An 18347-nucleotide genomic window follows, 5' to 3' on the forward strand; every position below is an offset into this window, starting at 1 on the left:
ACAACACGATACATACTTAACCAACGAATTTCAGGCGCAGGACACTAGCGCGTCACCAGGCTGTGGCACGCGATGGCCGTAGCCGCGACGACGTTCAGCGAGTCCACCCCCAACGCCATCGCTGACGCACTCATCGGGATCGTGACGGCCTCGTCCGCTTCCTTGATCCAGTGCGAAGACAGGCCGTCACCCTCGGAGCCGAGCATGAGGGCCACCTTCTCCCCCATCTCCGCCTTGTCGAACGGCACAGCGTCCTGATCCGGCGTCAGCGCCAGGAGGCGGAAGCCCGCCTCACGGATCACGCTGAGGTCGTTGTGCCAGTCGGTCATGCGCACGTACGGAACCGCGAACACGGCCCCCATCGACACCTTCACCGACCTTCTATATAGAGGGTCAGCGCAACGAGGGCTCAGGACGATCAGATCGACGCCCAGAGCAGCGGCGCACCTAAAGATTGCTCCGACGTTCGTAGACTGCACCAAACAACACACTGCATCCCCCCGAGGCAGGTGCCCACGTCATGCCCTCCCCCAAGCGCACAGACGAACCCACCATCGCAGTCGCCTACACCCGCGTCTCCACCAAGCGCGAAGACATGCTCAGCCCCGAACTCCAGGCCCACGAGCAGGACACCTACGCCGCCCGCCACGGCATCCCCATCGTCGAACGCGTCGAAGACCTGGACCTCTCCGGCCGAGAGTTCGCCCGCCGCTCCGTAGACCACATCGTCGCCGGCATCCGAGACGGCCGCTGGAACACCGTCCTCCTCTGGAAGTGGTCCCGCTGGGGCCGCAACCTCCTCCAGTCCCGCCTCTACCTCGCCGAAGTAGAAGCCGCAGGCGGCCGAGTCATCGCCGTCACAGAGGACTTCGACACCACCACCAGCGCCGGCAAGTTCAGCCGAGACCAGATGCTGATGATCGCCGAACTCCAGTCCAACCAGATCTCCGACAGCTGGAAGGAAGCCCACGCCCGCCGACGCCGCCTGGGCCTCCCCCACACCACAGCCCCCCGCTTCGGCTACCTCTACTCCAAGGCAGACGGCTACACCCCCGACCCCGTGACGGCCCCCGTCCTCCGCTCCTGCTACGAGCGCTACATGGCCGGCGAAGGCATGCGCCGCCTGGCCCTGGACCTCAACGCCAACGGCCACCGCTCCACCCGAGGCAACCTCTTCTCCCCCACCTCGATAGCCCGAGTCATGGACAACGGCTTCGCCGCCGGCCTCATCCGCGAACGCTCCGAACCCCCCGCAGCCGCCAACAACAAGAACACCATGGCCGCCTTCGACATCTGGCGCCCCGGCTCCCATGACCCCCTCATCCCCTTGGACCTCTGGGAGTCCTACCGAGCCAAACGCCAAGAGACAGCCCTCAAAGCCCCGAGGCTCCGCGTCCCCGCCCACACCCTCTCCGGCCTGGTCGTCTGCCGCCAGTGCCAGAAAACGATGATCAGCGCCCGCAACGGCGAACGGAACTACCACGTCTGGCGCTGCCTAGCCGCCCAGACCAACAGAACCTGCCCCGGCGCCGTAGCCAGCAACCGCCGCCTAGAGTCCCTAGTCCGCTCCTGGGTCCTCACCCAAGCCAAGGGCGGCGACACCATCGAAGCCGACACCAAACGCGCCCTGGCCTCCCAACAGGCCATCACCAACCTCAAGTCCGCCGAAGCCGAGATCCACCGCCTCAAGACCAAGCGCAAGCGCCTCCTAAGCCTCTACACCGACGGCCTAGTAGACAAATCTGACTACCAAGACGAAAAGTCCGCCATAGACGAGGCCCTAACCACCGCCGAATCCGCCGCCGCCCTGGCCAAGTCCACCGCCCGCACCTCCGCCACCGCCTACCGCCCCATCTTCACCACCCTCGCCAACCTCTGGGACAACGCCACCCCACCCGAACGCCGAGAACTCCTCTCCAAGGTCATCACCCGCATCGAAGTCTCCCCCGGCCCCTGGTCCAACCCCACCAAGGCCACCATCATCCCCCGCTGGTCCGACGCCTAGAAGCTCCAAGACCTCTTCACCTTCGTCCCGAGCACAGCTCGCGCAGTTTCTTCATTAGCTTGTCGCGAGCAGCTTCCCCCGCCACCGAATTCCCCGAACATCAAATTACCATCCAATTCATGACGAGCCGAGCGCGCGAAAAACATCCCGCTTTAGTTCACCATTCGGAGGTCCTCAGAGAGTATTTATAGATTTCGTAGCACCCGACCCACCTCAACTCTCGACAACTGAGGCCAGATAGCAGCGGCAAGCAAATCTCGGGCTCTCCATAGACTCACGTCAAGGTCGTTGAATATTAGCGAAAGCATCAGCGATGCATTTGCAGAATGTACGGCTTCGACTGTAAGAGGCAGCAGGCTTGGAAAGGTATAAACCTTCCGATTCGGATCAAATTCACGCAAATCCCTTATTTCCGCCAACTCATCGAGTGCGGATTGGACTAGGGCGATATCATGAGGGTCTCCCTGGATTTCACCTAGAAGCACTTGGAGGAGTGGGATGATATCGACCTGAGCTACGTTCTCCTTCGGATTCGCGTTCTCATACTTGATAAAAATGGGAGCTCCGAAATCCCCGCGATCGATTATCGCGCGCGCCACGAACGCAGATATTGGAGTGCCCGCAACGGCTTTTTTAAGGGACCCTCTTATATGTATCAGATTATTAGTTGTTGATTGTGCAGCTATAGATAGTGCGCGTGCCATCCCCGCAATGTCACGCGGCACGTAGCCATCAAGAACCCTAAGTGCGACATCGACTATTCGCCTCTGCCATTTTGGCGTACTTGTAGCGAGCCCATCGTCGATAAGGTCTGCCGCTAGTTCGGGGCCGACCGGGCATAGCCAACCTGGCCAGCTTGTGTCCCGGTCGACATTCTCAACAATTTCAGTTACCAGATCGCGGCGGTGGTCAGGACCTTCTGCGAACAGGCGCCCTGCAGTAAAGACCCAGGTGTTGCGCCAGTGAGGGCTCGGCGCCGTAAGACGTAGGCGTTGACGAATTGCGTCATCGGTCCCATTGCTAAGCGCACGCGCCGCCATCAATTCCTGCAGGCTTCGGATTTCGAAGGAGACGGTGTCATCTTCGGACGGGCTAAGCAAGACCAGTCTGCGAGTCGCAGCGGTTACTATTTTATCCGCGAGCCGGCTAGCGCCGATATTTTCGTCGTGGCCGATTTCAAGAAGTCTTGATTTAGCTAGTTCACGAAGTTCTTCGAGTGGCAACAGCGCCCTAGCATCCGTAGACGTTTCGGCATAAGTCTGCAGAGTTAGGCCGACAGTCTCGTGGAGCTCTGTAATCGCAGATCGATATTGAGCAAATAGTGAGGCTAGTTGAGTATTCTTTGCAGACTCACGGTCATATACAGTTTCATAGTATCGCCAAAAGAGCTGATAGCGGTCACCTGGTAGATTCCCGAGCCGCTCAAGAATAAAAGTCATGATCAGTACTTGCAAAGGTGTCTTCATTAGACGAACCATGGTTGAGTCCGCTGCGTGCTTCTCAAACTTTGAGAGAATTTGATCGCGCCGGTCCAGGTCATCCGACAAACGTAGCGTGGTCACCAGGCGGCCGTATTCGACGGCTGAGTCGAAATCAAGGTATTGAAGATCTAGTTGGGAAAAATGATCCGGAGCAAACCTTTCAGTATATCCTGTAGGCCTAGTCGTGATTACCATAAGAAGATCTGCGTCTTCCACATCCGCATCGTCCATAAAATTCTGGATCTCATCCAAAATTCGACGCCGAACCTCAGGAGAGGTTACTTCGTCAAGTCCATCCAGTATCAAGAGCCATGGCCAATTTCGAAGCCACTTTTTAAGTGCGATGGGCTTCAGGTCAATCTCGGCGCGGAGGGAAACCTTCTCACTGAGCCAGCGCATAAGTGACTTGTCACTACTCGGACCCAGGTCATCAGCAAAATCTGCCAAGTTTACGCGGAATGGCCATCGGCGATTCTTGGGTGGATCGATCCCGACTCGCTCCAGAGCGTTGAACGTTCCTTGCCTGACATCGGCAGCACTTATCCTACCGAGCCCTTCTTCGGACATGAATACAGAACGGTACACCTGAACGATGAATCTACTGATGGTGCTTTTCCCGTTCCCCGGCTGTCCCGTAATCACGATATGGCGAGGCGCACCGTTTGACATAGACGACTTCTGAATTGTATCGCCTAGCGCGAACACCTCTTTGAGAATGGTGTTCCTGTAGCCTCTATCGCCTTCAATATTGAGATCGATTATTACATTTTCTACGGACTGCCGTGCGCTACCCCCGGCCTCACTGAAATTAACCCATCGCTCGTTCGTCAGCGTAGTGCGCGCATGCGTAGTGAGTACTGGATGAAGATCCTCTAGGTTTAGAGCCCCCGGAAGCTGGCGTATTCTGCTGAGAACGTCTCCGGCAGTGAGCATTCCGGGGAAGGCTTGGCGCACACCATTGTAGGTAGTTAGCATTCCATTGATCTGGTCTCGATGCCAAATCTTCCAGCCTCGCAAACCACGTGAGTATGGTGTGTCTACACCTTGAGCGTTACCACGAATCTTTTTCCAGATATCTGCTTCGAGCTGGTCGATGCCACCGGTGGCTGCAACACTAGAGAGTCTTACATTTGTCATAAATATGATATATCTAGGGAACCTCAATCTCTTGCTTTCTTCATTCATCCAACGATCGAGCTCATCAATAATCTGCTTTTTAAGCCAGAGGGCATTGCTTTTCGGGCCTTCGGGATTCTCTCGCTGCTTGGCTTGAATGACTACATAGCCATTCCAGGAGTCTGTGCCGAGTCCAGTGGTAGCCGACCAAGAAACTGGACCGTCATAAGTTGCTTCTCGGCCGCCATCCGGGCCTGATCCGAAAGCCTCAACTCCCGGCCCGAGCACTTTGAGAGCCAATGCCACAGTCAGCTGCTCAAACGCACGCGGCCCCAACTCTTCAAGAGGATAATCTTGCATCGCAGATACTGCCCCAGAGCGAACGTAGATGGACTTGAAAAGCGCGTCTTCATGAGCCCAAGGTTCAGGTTCGATCCAACGCGCGTGGTACTTCCCCCGAGCAACTCTATTCGATGCAAGCTACTCTTGAGGGGTAAATCCACGTATTGCCAGCCGCGTGGGACCGGACTGATCGGAGAGACCACAATGCCTGTCCCACGCTGCTGGCCTTGGCCGCAAAGTAGTCTGGCCTAGGTAGTGACGAATGTTCTCACCCTGCTCGTTTGTCTGATTCGTTCGCGGCTTGGCGTCGGCGTTCGATGTTGGCCATGACATACGCGGCTACCTGCCAGAACTCGTTCCAGCAGAGTTCTTCGGTGGGGGTGGAGCGGCGAGTGTCAGGGGCTCGGTCCGACGTTTGGTGATCACCTCCTTGTCACCTTGCGTGGTTGTAAAGGGTGTCGGACTGACGTGCATGCGGCTGGGGATGGTGCTTTACGTGCAGGCGCGCGTTGAGGTTGTGCATGCACGAGGGGATGCACGATTACTTGGGGTGAGGGTGCGCGCGCCAGCGGCCTCGGGTTACTTGAGTGGCTCGGCCAGCTTGGGCGTGGTCGTTGAGGCGGTAGTAGACCCAGCGGCGGCTTTTGCCGGTGGCGGTGATCAGGAGGGTGATGGGGGTTCCCTCTTCTGGGGCTGTTGTGAGGAGGGTCCAGAGGGTTGCTTCGGCGGTGGCTTCTTGGGCCTCGGGAACCGGCACGTTGGGGGCTGGAGGTGGAGTTGGGGGGAGGCCGGCTTGGGAGGCTTCGATGGCTTGGTGGGAGATGGCGTCTAGGTGGGGGGGGGAGGGGGGTGTGGTGGTGGGCGGTTTGGGTGACGGTTTGGTCGGTGAGGAGGTAGGCGCGGGAGGGGCGGGGGGTGGTGTGGTCGGGGGCGGAGATGAGGAACTTGCCGGGGGCGTTGAGGGTGTGGGGGTGCCAGCCGGCGGCGAGCATGCCTTGGCCGAGGATGAGGTCTGTGTCTCGGCGTTCGCGGACTCGGAAGCTGAGGCGGATGTCCATTTGGGAGCGGACGGCGCCTTTGCCCATGGCCTTCTGGGTGGGGCGTTGGGTGGCGGCAATGAGGGTGACGGCTACGGCTCGGCCTCGTCGGGCGATGGAGTCGGCGTTGGGGATGGATTCGGGGGCGTCTTCGGCCAGCTCGGCGTATTCGTCAATGACGATGACGAGGGCTGGCTTCGTGGGGGTTGGGTGCCAGACTCTGAGGCCGGTTGCGGCTAGGTGGGTGGCTCGGGCCTCTAGGACGGCTACGGCGTCTTTGAGGAGGGACTTGGCCTGGTCGGGGGTGGTGGCCAGGCGGGCGATGCAGGAGGACCAGGGCTGGAGTTCCATGCCGCGTTTGAGGTCGATGGCCCAGATGACGACGTCGTGGCAGGCGGTGAGGTTGCCCATGATGACGTTGAGGGCGCCGCTCTTGCCTGATCCTGCGATGCCGCCTAGGAGGGCGTGGCGGCGGAGGAAGAGGACGCTTGTGGTGGTGGCGTCTTCGAAGGGGCCCAGGTCGATCGGGTCGGTGATGGTCGAGGTGGAGGGGCCCGGCCAGGGGATGGCGTCGGCGTGGGGGTCGCGGTCGAGGACGCGGAGTTCGAAGCGGTTGGCTCGGTCGTCTCGGGTGGGGTAGATGCGGACGGCGCCGCGGTGGGTGCCGAGGGCGGATTCGAGGGCGGGGATCTTTGCGGTGACGTCCTGGATGGTCTGGCCGCGGGCCAAGGCGAAGCGGGCGCGCCAGCCCCAGTGGTCGACTATCGCGGACATGACTCGGGAACCGCTCAGCCCGACGGTAGGGGCGACCTCGGGCCAGGCCGCCAGCTTGCGGTCTACGCGGACCTTCGCGCGGAGTCGGCGGTGGGTCCACCAGGGGATGGAGAGGAGCGGGCCACCTGCTAGCAGGAGTTGCGGGAGCGGGCTGTGTGTGATGCCGAACGTCGTTGCGGCGGCGAGCCAGAGACCGGATGTGAAGAGCACGAAGGCGGCGTAGACGCGCTCCAGACGGACGCTCAGGCCCGCCTTGTCGCCGAAGCCGAGCGTCATAGCCGTGAGAATGCAGGCGATGGGCAATTGCCACGTCCACGAATGGGGATGGGCGGCGTGGAGGTAGCCGGCCAAGGCTGCGAGGAGCGCGGCCAAGACAACGGGCGCCAGCTCGGAGCGGTAGCGCCAGAGCCAGCGTGCGAGAACGGCCGCGGTGGCTGCGGGGAGGGCTTCGCCACCTTCGATGAGGACGATGGGTTGGAGGCCCTGGCGGCGCATTCGGCGGGTGCGGCGGCGCATCTGCTTGGCCCTCACCATGTCGGGTCTCCGAAGCCCTGGGCGGTGAGTTCGTCGCGCAGGTAGAAGAGCGGGTCCGGTTCGTGGTCTTGGAGGGCTGCGATGGCGGCGCGGGCGGCGGCTGCAAGGTTGGCACGGGAGAGTCGCAGGCTGCGGAGTTCCGTGTTAAGGCGGGCGAACTCGCGGTTGGTGTCGGTGTCGTTCTGGTCCTCCTGTGCGTGGAGCTTCCGGGGCAGGTCGGTCACTCAGGCATCGCCTCCTTCGTTCTCGGCGGATAGTCGTCTTCGGAGTTCAGTTGCTTTCCTCGTGCTGATGCGGAGGCGTGAGCGGAGGGCGTCCCGGGTGATGGGTCGGCCGTGTTCGGTTCGGTAGGCGGCGTCCGCCGCCCTTGCGGCTGCCAGGAGGGATGTCTCCTCGTCCTGGTGCGGCGCCGTAGGCACCGGAGGGGACGGCTCAGGATGGCCGCGCAGCGCGTGAAGATGCGCGGTCAATCCGAGGACGGCCGCGGGGACGGCGCCGACGAGAACGACGACCGGCCAGGACATCGGCAGGAGCCCGGTGCTGATGGCGTGGTAGACGGAGTTGCCGGTGATGCTGGCCGTGATGGCGAGGAGGGCATTGATGCGGGCGAAGCCTCGGGCGGCGTCGGACTCGGTCGTCCTAGCGAGCCAGACGCGGGCGGACGTCATCGCGTAGGCGTCGACGGTCAGAGGCAGGAGCCAGGCGAGGCGGAGAGGCCAGCCGGCGAAGACGGCCAGGCCGTAGAGGCCGGAGAAGCTGGCGACAGCCGCGGACGCTGCGGAGACGAGCATCCCGGCCGTCACCCACCGGTCTCGTACCGGCCCGTCCTGGACCCGGCCGGACACGTCCTCATGCTGTGGCTTCACGAGGGCCGTGCCGGTCACGGGTCTATCCCGGAGATGTAGCCATTGACGGCATTGAGGACTTCGGTGATGTCGGGGGCGATGTCCGTAGAGGCGACGAGGAAACCGAAGAGCGCGACGAGAACGATGCGCCACAGGGTGAGTCCGGCGTAGCGCCACAGCACCCAGACGAGGACGGCGAAGAGGACGACGGCGGGAACGGAGACGACCATCGGATCACCTCCGTCCCGTCGTGGTGAGGTCGCGTCGGTCGGTGTGCTCGGGCGCAGGCTTGGGGCGGCGCACGTAGACGCCCATGACGCGGCGTGCGTAGGCGGCGCGCCAGTTCGGTGCGGTGCCGGGAAGGTCGGTCGGCTTGTTCTCGCTGCGCGCGCCGAGGAGGGCGAGCACGTAGGCGACGAGGCCGGCGAGCGCCAGCAGGCAGGTTCCTATGACGACGAGCATCAGGCGCCTCCGGTGAGCTCGAAGGTGCGCTCGACGCGGGAGGCCAGGCGGCTGCGCCAGCTCCGCCGGGCCTTGCGCCGCCGCCAGACGGCGCGGGCCGCGCACTTGCGGCAAAGGCCGTAGATCCGTTCGTTGCGCGCCCCGCACGGGCAGCGCATGTTCCATCCGTCCAGGCTGTGAAGGTGCACTTGAAGCTCCTCTCTGCCCGAACCACCCGAGGAACACGAACATGTTCAGCATGTGCAAGACCTGGAGAACGTCCTGAGGCGTCCTCGCGGGTCTGTGTGTTTCGGGGGGGTTCAGGCGATTCCGGTTCGCCTTACACCAGTGAGGATGCGCCTGAGGGTGGGGACTTGATCACTACATGACTGGACGTGTTCATGACGTCCTCCGTAGGGTGGGGGCGTCCCGAGACGTCCTCCAGAACCGGTCGGAGCGCATGGCGAACGAGAGGCTGCGAGCGGCCCTGTTGCAGAAGGGCTTGTCCGTCGCAGCGCTCGCCGAGTCGATCGGGGTCGATGAGAAGACGGTCGAACGCTGGATCACGCAGGATCGCGTTCCCTACCGTCGCCACCGCTTCGCGGCGGCCTCGCAGCTCGGGAGCGACGAGACCTACCTCTGGCCCGATGCGCTCTCCCAGGACCAGGTGACGTCGGCGTCGGGCAGCGAAGTCGTCACCATCTACCCGCACCGATGGTCTGTTCCTCGGGACGCCTGGGGACGCCTCTTCGGAACCGCCGAACGTGAGATAGGCGTCCTCGTCTACTCGGGTCTCTTCCTCGCCGAGGACACCGGCCTTCATCGGCTCCTCCGCGAGAAGGCCGAAGCCAGCGCACGCGTCCGCATCCTGCTCGGTGACCCCGACAGCCCCCAGGTCGCCGAACGCGGCGGAGACGAGGGCATCGACGAGGCCATGGGCATGAAGATCCGGAACGCCATCGTCATGTACAAGCCTCTGCGCCGCCTGGACGGGATCGAGTTCCGCCTCCACAGCACGACGCTCTACAACTCCCTCTACGTGGCCGACGACCAGATGCTCGTCAACACCCACGTCTACGGCGTCGCCGCCGCCCAGGCCCCCGTCTGGCACCTTCGCAAGCTCCCCGGCGGCGACCTCTACAACACCTACGCTGAGAGCTTCGAACGCGTCTGGGAAGGCGCGACCCCGCTACCGGAAGGCTGACCATGGCGCGCAGGATCGACTACTACGACGACCCGAACGCGCCCAAGGCCAACAGCCTCGTCCCCTCCGTCAACGTCATCGTCACCGACGACGCCGGCCGCATCCTCATGATCCGCCGCACCGACAACGGCAACTGGGCCGTCCCCGGCGGCGCCATCGATCTGGGCGAATCCGTGGCCCAAGCCGCCATCCGCGAAACCCTCGAAGAAACCGGCATCACCTGCGAGATCACCGGCCTCGTCGGCATCTACTCCGACCCCCGCCACGTCATCCACTACACCAGCAACGACGAGGTCCGCCAAGAGTTCTCCATCGTCCTCACCGCCAGCCTCTCCTCAGGCGAACCGACACCAAGCGATGAGTCGTGGGAAGTCGCGTGGTGCGACCCCGAAAGCTTGGGGACTCTGCAGATGGATCGATCTATGAAGATCCGTATCCAGAGGTTTATTTCAGGAATAAGCAACCCCATGATCACCTAATTGTCGCATTCAAATCGAATCCTGCGCGTTCTCGTCTAGAAATATAGAATCCTTATTCTAGCCGAATGAAAGATCCGGAATTGCAGAAAGTAAAAACTTGAAAAGAAACCGAAGAAGTAAGATTCCAAGCGGACCAGGGGACGACCAGCTTGTCGATGCTCAAGAATATGACGTTGGCGGCGAACTTGGAGCCATAACCGGCCTCGCACTAGTTTTCCTAGCTATCTTCTACCCACTAATCAATCCCGACCCCAGCCCAGATCAAACATGGAAGATAGTTTCCGGAGCCCTACTCTTTACCCTCCTCCTAGTTCAATACTCGCGACTCAAGGAATCCCGAAAGGTAATTGGACTGGCGAACGCGTGGAACGTCCGCGTCCAAGCAGACCGCGCAGCCAAGGAACATGGAACAAATTCATATTCTGCAGCCTCACTAAGAAGCTTCGACGATGTCGAGATCTACCACCAAGGCCGAGCCGTTCCCATGGACGGTATCGGTTTTGCACTCATCACCGAGGGATCCCGCACCGTGAAAGAGTTCAGCATCGACCAGATAGTCAACGTTAAACTACCCCGATACAACAGCTACATCGTCATCGATCTTGACGATCCCGTCGTGCCCAGAGTCCTGGTAACTGCGCCCGATCGAAAGGCCGGGCCATGGAGCTTCCTCACACGCGATGTTGAGGTCAGCTAGAAACTTACACCTGGACACTCCTGCGGGTTCAAAAGGCTAAACCAGCAGGAATACTTTACGCTCAACAGCGCGCACAGCTTCATCCAGACTGCGCTCCGCCTTATCGATGAATCGCGTGACCAAATCGTGCGGCCCGTATCGCTGTCGGATCTCCGCCAATCGGTCCGAAAATGCAACCGCCACTCCATCCGGTGCAGTCGTCATGTCGCAGTAGATCAGGGCGTCTGCAAGGGGCTGATCGGTGCTGGGGAACTCTTCGGACAGCACATGGGCCATTCCCCGCTCCGCCGCTTCAATCAGGGCGCAGGAGTGATTGGCGACGAGACAGCACAGGGTGTGAGAGGCGTGATCGACGTCGCGAAGGTGGCGAGCACCGTCTAGGGGGTGGAAGCCGGTTCCTTGGATTTTCGGGCTGTAGCCGATGTCGTGGAGCCAGGCGGCGGCTTCTAGGAGGTCGGCGTTGTTGCCGAGGATGGGGGTCAGGGTACGGGCCTTGGCGGCTACGCCCTGGGTGTGGGCCCAGCGGCGCGGGAGGGGCTCTTCCAGGAGGTCACGGGCTATTTCGCGGGCCCAGGCGGCTGTGTTCTTCATGGGTTCGACGGTAGTTCGGGGATGGCGGACGTCCACGGACTTGGTCAGGGCGTCTGGGGACGTCTGCGCACGTAGCGGCCCTTGCCGTGGTGGGACTCGATGAGGCCGGCGCCCTGGAGGTCGGAGAGGGCTTGGCGGGCGGTGCCTCGGGAGACGCGGTGGGTGGTCATGAGGGCGGATTCGCTGGGGAGGAGGGTGCCTTCGGGGAAGACGCCTTCGGCGATCTGGCGGCGTAGGGCGTCGGCTATGCGGCGGTAGGCGGGGATGGGGAGTGTGGTGGGGGTGTTCAGGTGGCGGACTGTGCGGCCGGTGCCGGGGGTGGTGATGAGGAGGCCCTCGTTCTCCAGGACGGTCAGGGCGCGGCGGATGGTGTTGCGGGTGACGGTGAACTCGGTGCAGAGGGCGGATTCTGAGGGGAGCTTCGCGCCTGGGGCGTAGGTGCCCTCAGTGATTCGGGTTCTGAGGGTGTCTGCGATCTGGGAGTATGCACCCCACGCGGTTGGGCTCATGTCGCCTTCCTTCGGTCGGTGTCGATCGTCTCAGTGGGTGGGGCGTCCGGCGGTGTTGGCGGCGGACGCCCCGGGATCAGGATTCGACTCTTGGGAGAAGGCCAGCCGTGCGGAGGACGGATTCCACGCGTTCAGCGCTGATCGGGCCCATGTTGCGCAGCTCGGTCAGTTCTCCGGCTTGCGACGCCGTGATGACGTCGCCGATGACGGAGAAGCAGCAGCCGGAGACGAGGGCGTTGTACGGCCTGGCGGGGAGCACCGGGGGTTGCAGGCAGGTGAGTGGGCAGGTGCTCGTCAGGACGTGTTCTCCGTCGGGGCCCTGGCCGCATCCCAAGTCCCGTTCGGGTGCGTGCTCCCTCAGAACGGTCTCTATGGCCGCGAGGCGCGTTTCCAGCTTTCGCTCAACGGTGCCGATCCGGTTGAGAAGGGTGCTTTCGAAGGCTGTGAGGCGGGCGGTGATGAGCCGGACCGCCTCGGACGGGGACGTCACGCCGCTGCTTCCTCCGCCTGCGGGCTGAGGAGGGCCCAGACCGTTTTGCCGTGGCGCTCGGAGTGCTGTTCGACGCCGTAGCGGGTGGCCATGCAGGAGACGATGAACAGGCCGCGGCCGGCCTCGTCCTCCTCGTCGGAGAGCTTCGGGGCGGGCGGGAGCGCGGGGGCGGGGTCCCAGCACTCCAGGAGGACGCCTTCGGGCTGGCGGCGGAGGCGCATCTCGATCCAGTGGCCGGGGGCGGCCTGGACGGCGTTGGTGGCGAGCTCGTTGATGACGACCACGGCGTCGTCCAGGAGGGGCGTCAGGTTCCAGGACTGGACGGCCCACTTGGTCAGCCTGCGCATGATGGCCAGGGCCGGTTCTTCGGCCAGGAGGCCGAGACGGAACTCCCCGTAGGGGGTCGCCTGAGGTACGGCGAGCATGGTTGACCTCGGTTCGCTAACGATGGGTAGGCGTGCGCACACCTTCGGATGCGTTGAAGCCTGTCGTTTTCGCGAGGATGTCTCCATCGACACCTAGGGACGTCTGGGGACGTCTTCTGTTACCGTCGTCGCATCCCCATCGTGCGGAGGCACCGGTGAGCGACTCTCTCAGGCAGGCGATCGCACAGTCACGGCTGACCGAACGCGACATCGCCGTAGAACTGGACGTCGATCCGAAGACGGTGCGGCGATGGCTGGACGGGCGACTCCCCTACCCGCGTCACCGTGTGGGGCTGGCCGAGATCCTGGGCGTCGACGAACGCGAGCTGTGGCCGGAACTCGCCAACGGTCAGGCGTCGCCTCCTGGCGGGGACGCCGAGATCCTGGCGACCTACCCGCATCGCTGGGCTGTCCCGCGTGACGTCTGGTACCGCCTGTTCGCGTCTGCACAGAGAGATATAGGTGTCCTCGTCTACTCAGGGCTCTTCCTGGCCGAGGACGCGGGCATCGTGCGGGCGCTCAGGGAACGGGCGGCGGCAGGCGCGTCCGTCAGAATCCTTCTGGGCGATCCCGACAGCCCTGAAGTCACCGAACGGGGGGAGGCCGAAGGCGTAGGGGACGCCGTGTCGGCGAAGATCCGCAACGCCCTCGCGTGCTACCGGCCCCTCAGAGGCGCGGACGGCATTGAAGTCCGCCTCCACAGGACCGTGCTCTACAGCTCCATCTACCGCGGTGACGCCGAGATGCTCGTCAACCCGCACATCTTCGGCATCGCCGCCGCCCGCGCACCCGTCCTGCACCTGCGGCAGACGTCGGCCGGCGACATGATGCCCACCTACCTGGAGAGCTTCGAACGCACCTGGGAGAGCGCGCAAAGGACCCTGCTCTAGCGGGTCACCAGGCTGTGGCACGCGATCGCCGTAGCGGCCACCACGTTGAGCGAGTCGACGCCCAGGGCCATCGCCGACGCGCTCATCGGGATCGTGACGGCCTCGTCGGCCTCCTTGATCCAGTGGGACGACAATCCGTCGCCCTCGGAACCGAGCATCAGGGCCACCTTCTCCCCCATCTCCGCCTTGTCGAACGGCACGGCATCCTGATCCGGCGTCAACGCCAACAGACGGAAGCCCGCCCCACGGATCACGCTGAGGTCGTTGTGCCAGTCCGTCATCCGGACGTACGGAACAGCGAACACAGCCCCCATCGACACCTTCACAGACCTTCTATATAGAGGGTCCGCACAACGCGGGCTCAACACGATCAGATCGACGCCCAGAGCAGCGGCGCACCTAAAAATTGCCCCGACGTTCGTATGGTTCGTCAGATCTTCCAAGATCAAAATGCGCTTGGGCTCGGAAGTGGGTTGTTCGGGGACGTCGACGTTCGTGTGGTTGGTCAGGTCTTCCAGGATGAGGATGCGGTGGGGGGCGGGGGTGGTGGTGGGGGTGAGGGAGGTGGGGAGGGTGGGGAGGGGGAGGCGGGACATGGAGGCGAGGGCGCCTCGGTGGACGGCGAAGCCGGTGAGGGATTCGGCGACGGCGTCGGAGACGAGGTAGACGGGGCAGTCGAGGGTGGCGAGGAGGTCGGCCAGGGAGGGGAGCCACTTCTCCGTCATCATGAGGGAGCGGGCCGGGTGGCCGGTCTCCACGGCGCGGCGGATGACCTTGGCCCCTTCGGCGATGAAGAGGCCCTGCTCGCTTTCGAGGCTTTTGCGCAGTTGGCCGTCGGTGAGGCCGACGTAGTCGGCGAGCCGGGGATCGGCCGCGTCGGAGATGTGCACCAGTTCCGCCATAGGGGGCATTCTCCCAGGCCGCGAGGGGTGGACGGGCCGGTCAGGGCAGCCGCAGGACGGCGAGGACGGCCCGGTGGTCGGAGCCGTCGAGGGTGTGCACGGAGTAGTCGCGGACCGCGACGGACGTCGGGACGACCACGTGGTCGAGGGTGAGGGGCGGGCCCATCATGGTGACGCCCCAGGTGGGGGTGAAGCCCGAGCCGCGGGAGTCCGCCGCGTCGGCGTAGCCGCGGTCGAGGAGGCCGCGGAAGGCCGCGTGGTCGAGGGTGCTGTTGAAGTCGCCGGCGAGGATCTGGACGGCGCCCTCGGCGTCCGCGGAGGGCAGGCTCTCGTAGGTCCGGTGCCAGTCGGCGACGCCGGCGGGGTCGATGGGCGGCAGGGGGTGCACCGCGGTGACGTGGACGGTGCGGCCGTCGAGGGTGAGGGAGGCGCGCGGTTGGTGGAGCGTGGTGCCGGAGATGGGCGGGAGTTCGGTCAGCGGGTGGCGGGAGTACAGGCCGGAGCCCTCGGCGCCCCATTGGGGGGCGAGCACCTCGTAGGGGAGGTACCTGTCCAAGCCGTTCTCGCGGAACGCGGCCTGCGCGTCGGGTGTGAATTCCTGCACACTCAGCACGTCGACGTCGTGCTCGGCCACGAGCTTGACGACCTCCGCGGGGTCGGCGCGGCCGAACATGAGGTTGGCGGTGAGGACGCGCACCTGCGGCCCGGCGGCGGCGGGCGGGGTGACGGCGACGGCCCTGGGCAGCAGGACCAGCGCGAAGGCCGCGGCGGTGCCGGCCGCGACGACGGCGGCCCACCGGTTGCGCGCGGCGAGGGCGAGCCCGAGGGGAACGATCGAAGTGGCCGCCGCATAGGGCGTGAGGGCCGTCAACGGAAGACCGAAACCCCCGACGATCGGGAGGCGGTCGGCGCCGCTCACTCTGGCGATGGCCCAGGCTCCCCAGAGCGCGGCCGCCGCCCAAGCGATCCGGTATCCGGTCCTGCGCCTCGGCAACGTTTCGGTCACGGATTCAGTGTCCACGACAACCTCAACGAACGGGGGCGGAACGAAGTCGTCACCCCGAGGGAAGAGATCGCTCACTCGGCGCAGCGTAGGGAAACGGTCACGACACGTGGATTCGGCACCCTGAAGCTACTGACGAGTAATCCAAATAAATCAGGACATGCAACCTTGTACCGATAGATCGCCTGTTTTCAGCCCTTTGTGCCGGATGAGTGATAACGCTACAGTGCCTCCGACTGACGCCTGGCGCGTTGCTGACCAGGCAGGGCCCCGATGACAGAACCCGGAGAGCACCATGACTCGTCCCCCCGGAGACCTCCCGGGCGAGGGTGGATACGGCTCCTCCTCGGAGTACCCGTCCGCTGAGAGCACCGACTGGTTCAGCCCTCGGACGGGTGGCTCGTCGTCCGCGAACGGACTCTCCGCGAGCCCCGGGCCCGCGCAGCCCACCGACTCGTCTTGGTCGCAGGACAGGTACGGCTCCAGCGCTTCCGGCTCCGCTTACGGCGCCGGCGGCTTCTCTGGCGCGTCCGACCCCAACGGCCGCGGCTACGGGCAGGGACAGGGCTCCGCGTCGGACAACTCCTACTACGGCGCGCCCGTACAGGGGAGTTCCTTCGACCGCCCGTTCCCGACCGGCCCCGGTGAGTCGTCTTCGACGCCCGCCTCCAGCTCGCCGTCTTCCAGCTACGGCGGGGGCGGCGGCAGCGGTACCGACTTCGGGTACGCGGGCTCCGGAGAGCACGGAAAGCGCAAGCGCAAGAAGAGCGCGCTCATAGGCCCGCTCGCCGGAGCGGTCGGCCTTGCGATGCTCCTCGGTGTGGCCGTCTGGGCGTTCGACCAGAAGTCCGGAGGCTGCTCGGGCACCAAGACGACGCTGACGGTCGCCGTAGCCAAGGAGATCGCTCCCGGCGTGGAGAAGTCGGCGCAGGCGTTCAACGACGCCGGCACCGAGTTCGGCGGCGTCTGCTACACCGCCGAGATCGTCGCCACCGACCCGAACGCCGTGCGCACCACCCTCACCGGTGAGGGCGTCTCGTCCGGCACCGTCGAGCGCCCTGACGTGTGGATCCCGGACTCGTCCCTGTGGACGGGCCTCGTCCAGGCCGCCGACAGCAAGCTGGTCACGCCGACCACCGTCTCCATCGCCACGTCCCCCGTGGTCGTGGCCGTCCCCGCGACGCTCGCCAAGCAGCTGTCGAAGGAGGGCATCATGGAGAACCCGTCCTGGGACAACCTGCTGTCCGCCGCGGGCGGCGTGAAGGGCGGCGGCGTCACCAAGAACCAGCTGATCCCGCCGGAGCTGCTGGACATGCGGGTGCCCGACCCGGTGAGCACCGGCACCGGCATGTCGGCCATCTCGATGCTGCGCACGCTGCTGGAGAGCGACAAGGCCGCCGACACCATCTTCACCGGTATCGCGCAGACCATCCGCAACCACACGGTGGCGAGCAACGAGGCGCTGTTCAAGAACTTCAAGCGTGACGCGCGGGGCCGCTTCCCGCTGCTGATCGCGCCCGAGTACTCGGTGTACAAGTACAACACCTCGAAGCCGAAGGAACCGGCCGTCACGGTCTACCCGTACGAGGGCATGGTCAGCCTGGACTACCCGGTCGCCATCACCACGACGGACTCCAAGAAGGCCGAGGCCGGACAGGAGCTCGCCAAGCAGCTGGCGACGCCCGAGGCGCTGAAGAACTACGAGGCGCTGGGCTTCCGCACCCCGGACCGCAAGGCGCCCGCGGCGTTCAACGCGAAGATCGGGCTGTCGGCGGGCCGCATCCAGAAGCTTCCGCTGGCGACCCCCGAGCAGATCTACAAGATCACCCAGGACTGGTCGAAGCTGTCCCTGGCGATCCGCATGCTGTCCGTCATCGACGTCTCGGGCACGATGAACGACCCGATCCCCGGCGGCAACGGCGCGACCCGGATGCAGACGATCCTCCAGATCGCCTCGCAGGGCCTCACCCAGTTCCCGCAGGACAGCCAGATCGGCACCTGGATGTTCGCCGACCTTCTCCAGGGCAAGCAGGACTGGAAGGAGGTCGTGCCGGTCGCGCCGCTGAACAAGCGATTCGGCTCGGTGACCCAGCTCGACCGGATCAAGCAGGGCCTGCTGTCGGTCAAGGCGATGCCCGCGAACAACACGGGTCTCTACGACACCGTCCTGGGCGCCTACCGCTACATGAAGAAGACCCACCAGCCGGGCCGGATCAACTCGATCGTCCTGTTCACCGATGGTCTGGGCAATGACGACCCGAATGGCGGAATCAACCTCAAGCAGCTCCTGAAGACGCTGAAGACCGAGGTCGACGACCGCAAGCCGGTCCAGGTCATCATGATCAGCATCGGCTCCGGCAAGGCGCAGCTGGCCATCATGAAGCAGATCACGAAGATCACGGGCGGCGACGCCTACATCCCGAAGAACGCCGCGGAGATCCAGCAGATCTTCCTCCAGGCACTGTCCAAGCGGATGTGCGCCGGAGCAGAGACCACCTGCTGACAGAATCACCCGTTTCACCCCAAAAGGGGGCTTGACCGGAAGGGTCGAGCCCCCTTTTGGCACAAGATCAGGCAATCAC

Annotated in this window: 19 protein-coding genes and 1 pseudogene; 6 read left to right on the plus strand and 14 right to left on the minus strand. The window is 64.0% G+C overall.

Annotated features, from left to right (window positions below; all coding sequences use genetic code 11):
• Positions 1-44 precede the first annotated feature (44 nt).
• Positions 45-482 (minus strand): annotated as a pseudogene (locus tag EDD29_RS35740) (TrmH family RNA methyltransferase); the annotation flags it as partial.
• 38 nt (positions 483-520) lie between these two features.
• Between EDD29_RS35740 and EDD29_RS47880 the strand changes: the two are divergent.
• Positions 521-2005, plus strand: a complete 1485-nt coding sequence (locus tag EDD29_RS47880; RefSeq protein ID WP_123668643.1) for a recombinase family protein — start codon at positions 521-523, stop codon at positions 2003-2005.
• Positions 2006-2190: 185 nt separating this feature from the next.
• Here EDD29_RS47880 and EDD29_RS45045 read toward each other — a convergent pair whose 3' ends face one another.
• The 7 genes from EDD29_RS45045 to EDD29_RS35780 form a co-directional block, all read right to left on the minus strand.
• Positions 2191-4962: an NACHT domain-containing protein gene (locus tag EDD29_RS45045; RefSeq protein WP_148086207.1), complete on the minus strand. Its 2772-nt coding sequence runs from the start codon at positions 4960-4962 to the stop codon at positions 2191-2193.
• 404 nt (positions 4963-5366) lie between these two features.
• Positions 5367-7289, minus strand: a complete 1923-nt coding sequence (locus EDD29_RS45050) for an FtsK/SpoIIIE domain-containing protein (protein WP_148086208.1) — start codon at positions 7287-7289, stop codon at positions 5367-5369.
• On the minus strand, positions 7283-7513 hold the full coding sequence (locus EDD29_RS35760) for a hypothetical protein (protein ID WP_123668646.1): 231 nt from the start codon (positions 7511-7513) through the stop codon (positions 7283-7285). Before EDD29_RS35760 ends, EDD29_RS45050 begins: the two co-directional genes overlap by 7 nt.
• Positions 7514-8173 carry a DUF2637 domain-containing protein gene (locus tag EDD29_RS35765; protein ID WP_211360110.1) on the minus strand — a complete coding sequence of 220 codons (660 nt, stop codon included), beginning with the start codon at positions 8171-8173 and terminating at the stop codon, positions 7514-7516.
• Entirely contained in the window at positions 8170-8364 is a 195-nt protein-coding gene (locus tag EDD29_RS35770) for a hypothetical protein (protein ID WP_123668647.1), read from the minus strand. Before EDD29_RS35770 ends, EDD29_RS35765 begins: the two co-directional genes overlap by 4 nt.
• A gap of 4 nt (positions 8365-8368) precedes the next feature.
• Positions 8369-8596: a hypothetical protein gene (locus EDD29_RS35775; RefSeq protein WP_123668648.1), complete on the minus strand. Its 228-nt coding sequence runs from the start codon at positions 8594-8596 to the stop codon at positions 8369-8371.
• Positions 8596-8784, minus strand: coding sequence for a hypothetical protein (locus EDD29_RS35780; protein WP_123668649.1), 189 nt, complete (start codon positions 8782-8784; stop codon positions 8596-8598). Before EDD29_RS35780 ends, EDD29_RS35775 begins: the two co-directional genes overlap by 1 nt.
• Positions 8785-9035: 251 nt before the next feature.
• Here EDD29_RS35780 and EDD29_RS35785 point away from each other — a divergent pair, with 251 nt between their 5' ends.
• From EDD29_RS35785 to EDD29_RS45055, 3 genes are all read left to right on the plus strand, one after another.
• Positions 9036-9779, plus strand: coding sequence for a helix-turn-helix domain-containing protein (locus EDD29_RS35785; RefSeq protein ID WP_123668650.1), 744 nt, complete (start codon positions 9036-9038; stop codon positions 9777-9779).
• Positions 9780-9781: 2 nt separating this feature from the next.
• Positions 9782-10258 carry an NUDIX domain-containing protein gene (locus tag EDD29_RS35790; protein WP_123668651.1) on the plus strand — a complete coding sequence of 159 codons (477 nt, stop codon included), beginning with the start codon at positions 9782-9784 and terminating at the stop codon, positions 10256-10258.
• Positions 10259-10355: 97 nt separating this feature from the next.
• Positions 10356-10955 (plus strand): hypothetical protein, encoded by a 600-nt coding sequence (locus EDD29_RS45055; protein WP_148086209.1) that lies wholly within the window; start codon positions 10356-10358, stop codon positions 10953-10955.
• 36 nt (positions 10956-10991) lie between these two features.
• Here the strand turns inward: EDD29_RS45055 and EDD29_RS35795 are convergent, their stop codons facing one another.
• The 4 genes from EDD29_RS35795 to EDD29_RS35810 form a co-directional block, all read right to left on the minus strand.
• Positions 10992-11546 carry an HD domain-containing protein gene (locus EDD29_RS35795; RefSeq protein WP_123668652.1) on the minus strand — a complete coding sequence of 185 codons (555 nt, stop codon included), beginning with the start codon at positions 11544-11546 and terminating at the stop codon, positions 10992-10994.
• Between the two features lie 44 nt (positions 11547-11590).
• On the minus strand, positions 11591-12055 hold the full coding sequence (locus EDD29_RS35800) for a GntR family transcriptional regulator (RefSeq protein ID WP_123668653.1): 465 nt from the start codon (positions 12053-12055) through the stop codon (positions 11591-11593).
• A gap of 76 nt (positions 12056-12131) precedes the next feature.
• Complete coding sequence (locus tag EDD29_RS35805) at positions 12132-12545, minus strand: hypothetical protein (RefSeq protein WP_123668654.1); 414 nt, start codon at positions 12543-12545, stop codon at positions 12132-12134.
• Positions 12542-12970 carry an ATP-binding protein gene (locus EDD29_RS35810; RefSeq protein ID WP_170201707.1) on the minus strand — a complete coding sequence of 143 codons (429 nt, stop codon included), beginning with the start codon at positions 12968-12970 and terminating at the stop codon, positions 12542-12544. Before EDD29_RS35810 ends, EDD29_RS35805 begins: the two co-directional genes overlap by 4 nt.
• 155 nt (positions 12971-13125) lie before the next feature.
• Between EDD29_RS35810 and EDD29_RS35815 the strand changes: the two genes are divergently transcribed.
• On the plus strand, positions 13126-13860 hold the full coding sequence (locus EDD29_RS35815) for a phospholipase D-like domain-containing protein (protein ID WP_211360111.1): 735 nt from the start codon (positions 13126-13128) through the stop codon (positions 13858-13860).
• On the opposite strand, the gene EDD29_RS35820 is transcribed toward EDD29_RS35815, so the two are convergent.
• Both EDD29_RS35820 and EDD29_RS35825 read right to left on the minus strand, forming a co-directional pair.
• Positions 13857-14762 carry a TrmH family RNA methyltransferase gene (locus EDD29_RS35820; protein ID WP_123668656.1) on the minus strand — a complete coding sequence of 302 codons (906 nt, stop codon included), beginning with the start codon at positions 14760-14762 and terminating at the stop codon, positions 13857-13859. The genes EDD29_RS35815 and EDD29_RS35820 overlap by 4 nt on opposite strands.
• Positions 14763-14802: 40 nt before the next feature.
• Positions 14803-15768 carry an endonuclease/exonuclease/phosphatase family protein gene (locus EDD29_RS35825; protein ID WP_211360112.1) on the minus strand — a complete coding sequence of 322 codons (966 nt, stop codon included), beginning with the start codon at positions 15766-15768 and terminating at the stop codon, positions 14803-14805.
• Positions 15769-16060: 292 nt separating this feature from the next.
• Here EDD29_RS35825 and EDD29_RS35830 point away from each other — a divergent pair, with 292 nt between their 5' ends.
• The gene (locus tag EDD29_RS35830) at positions 16061-18268 is read left to right on the plus strand and encodes a substrate-binding and VWA domain-containing protein (RefSeq protein ID WP_123668657.1); all 2208 of its coding nucleotides are present in this window, start codon (positions 16061-16063) and stop codon (positions 18266-18268) included.
• Positions 18269-18347: the final 79 nt, after the last annotated feature.

Origin of the sequence: Actinocorallia herbida (genome assembly GCF_003751225.1) — a bacterium.
In the GTDB taxonomy this organism is placed as follows: domain Bacteria; phylum Actinomycetota; class Actinomycetes; order Streptosporangiales; family Streptosporangiaceae; genus Actinocorallia; species Actinocorallia herbida.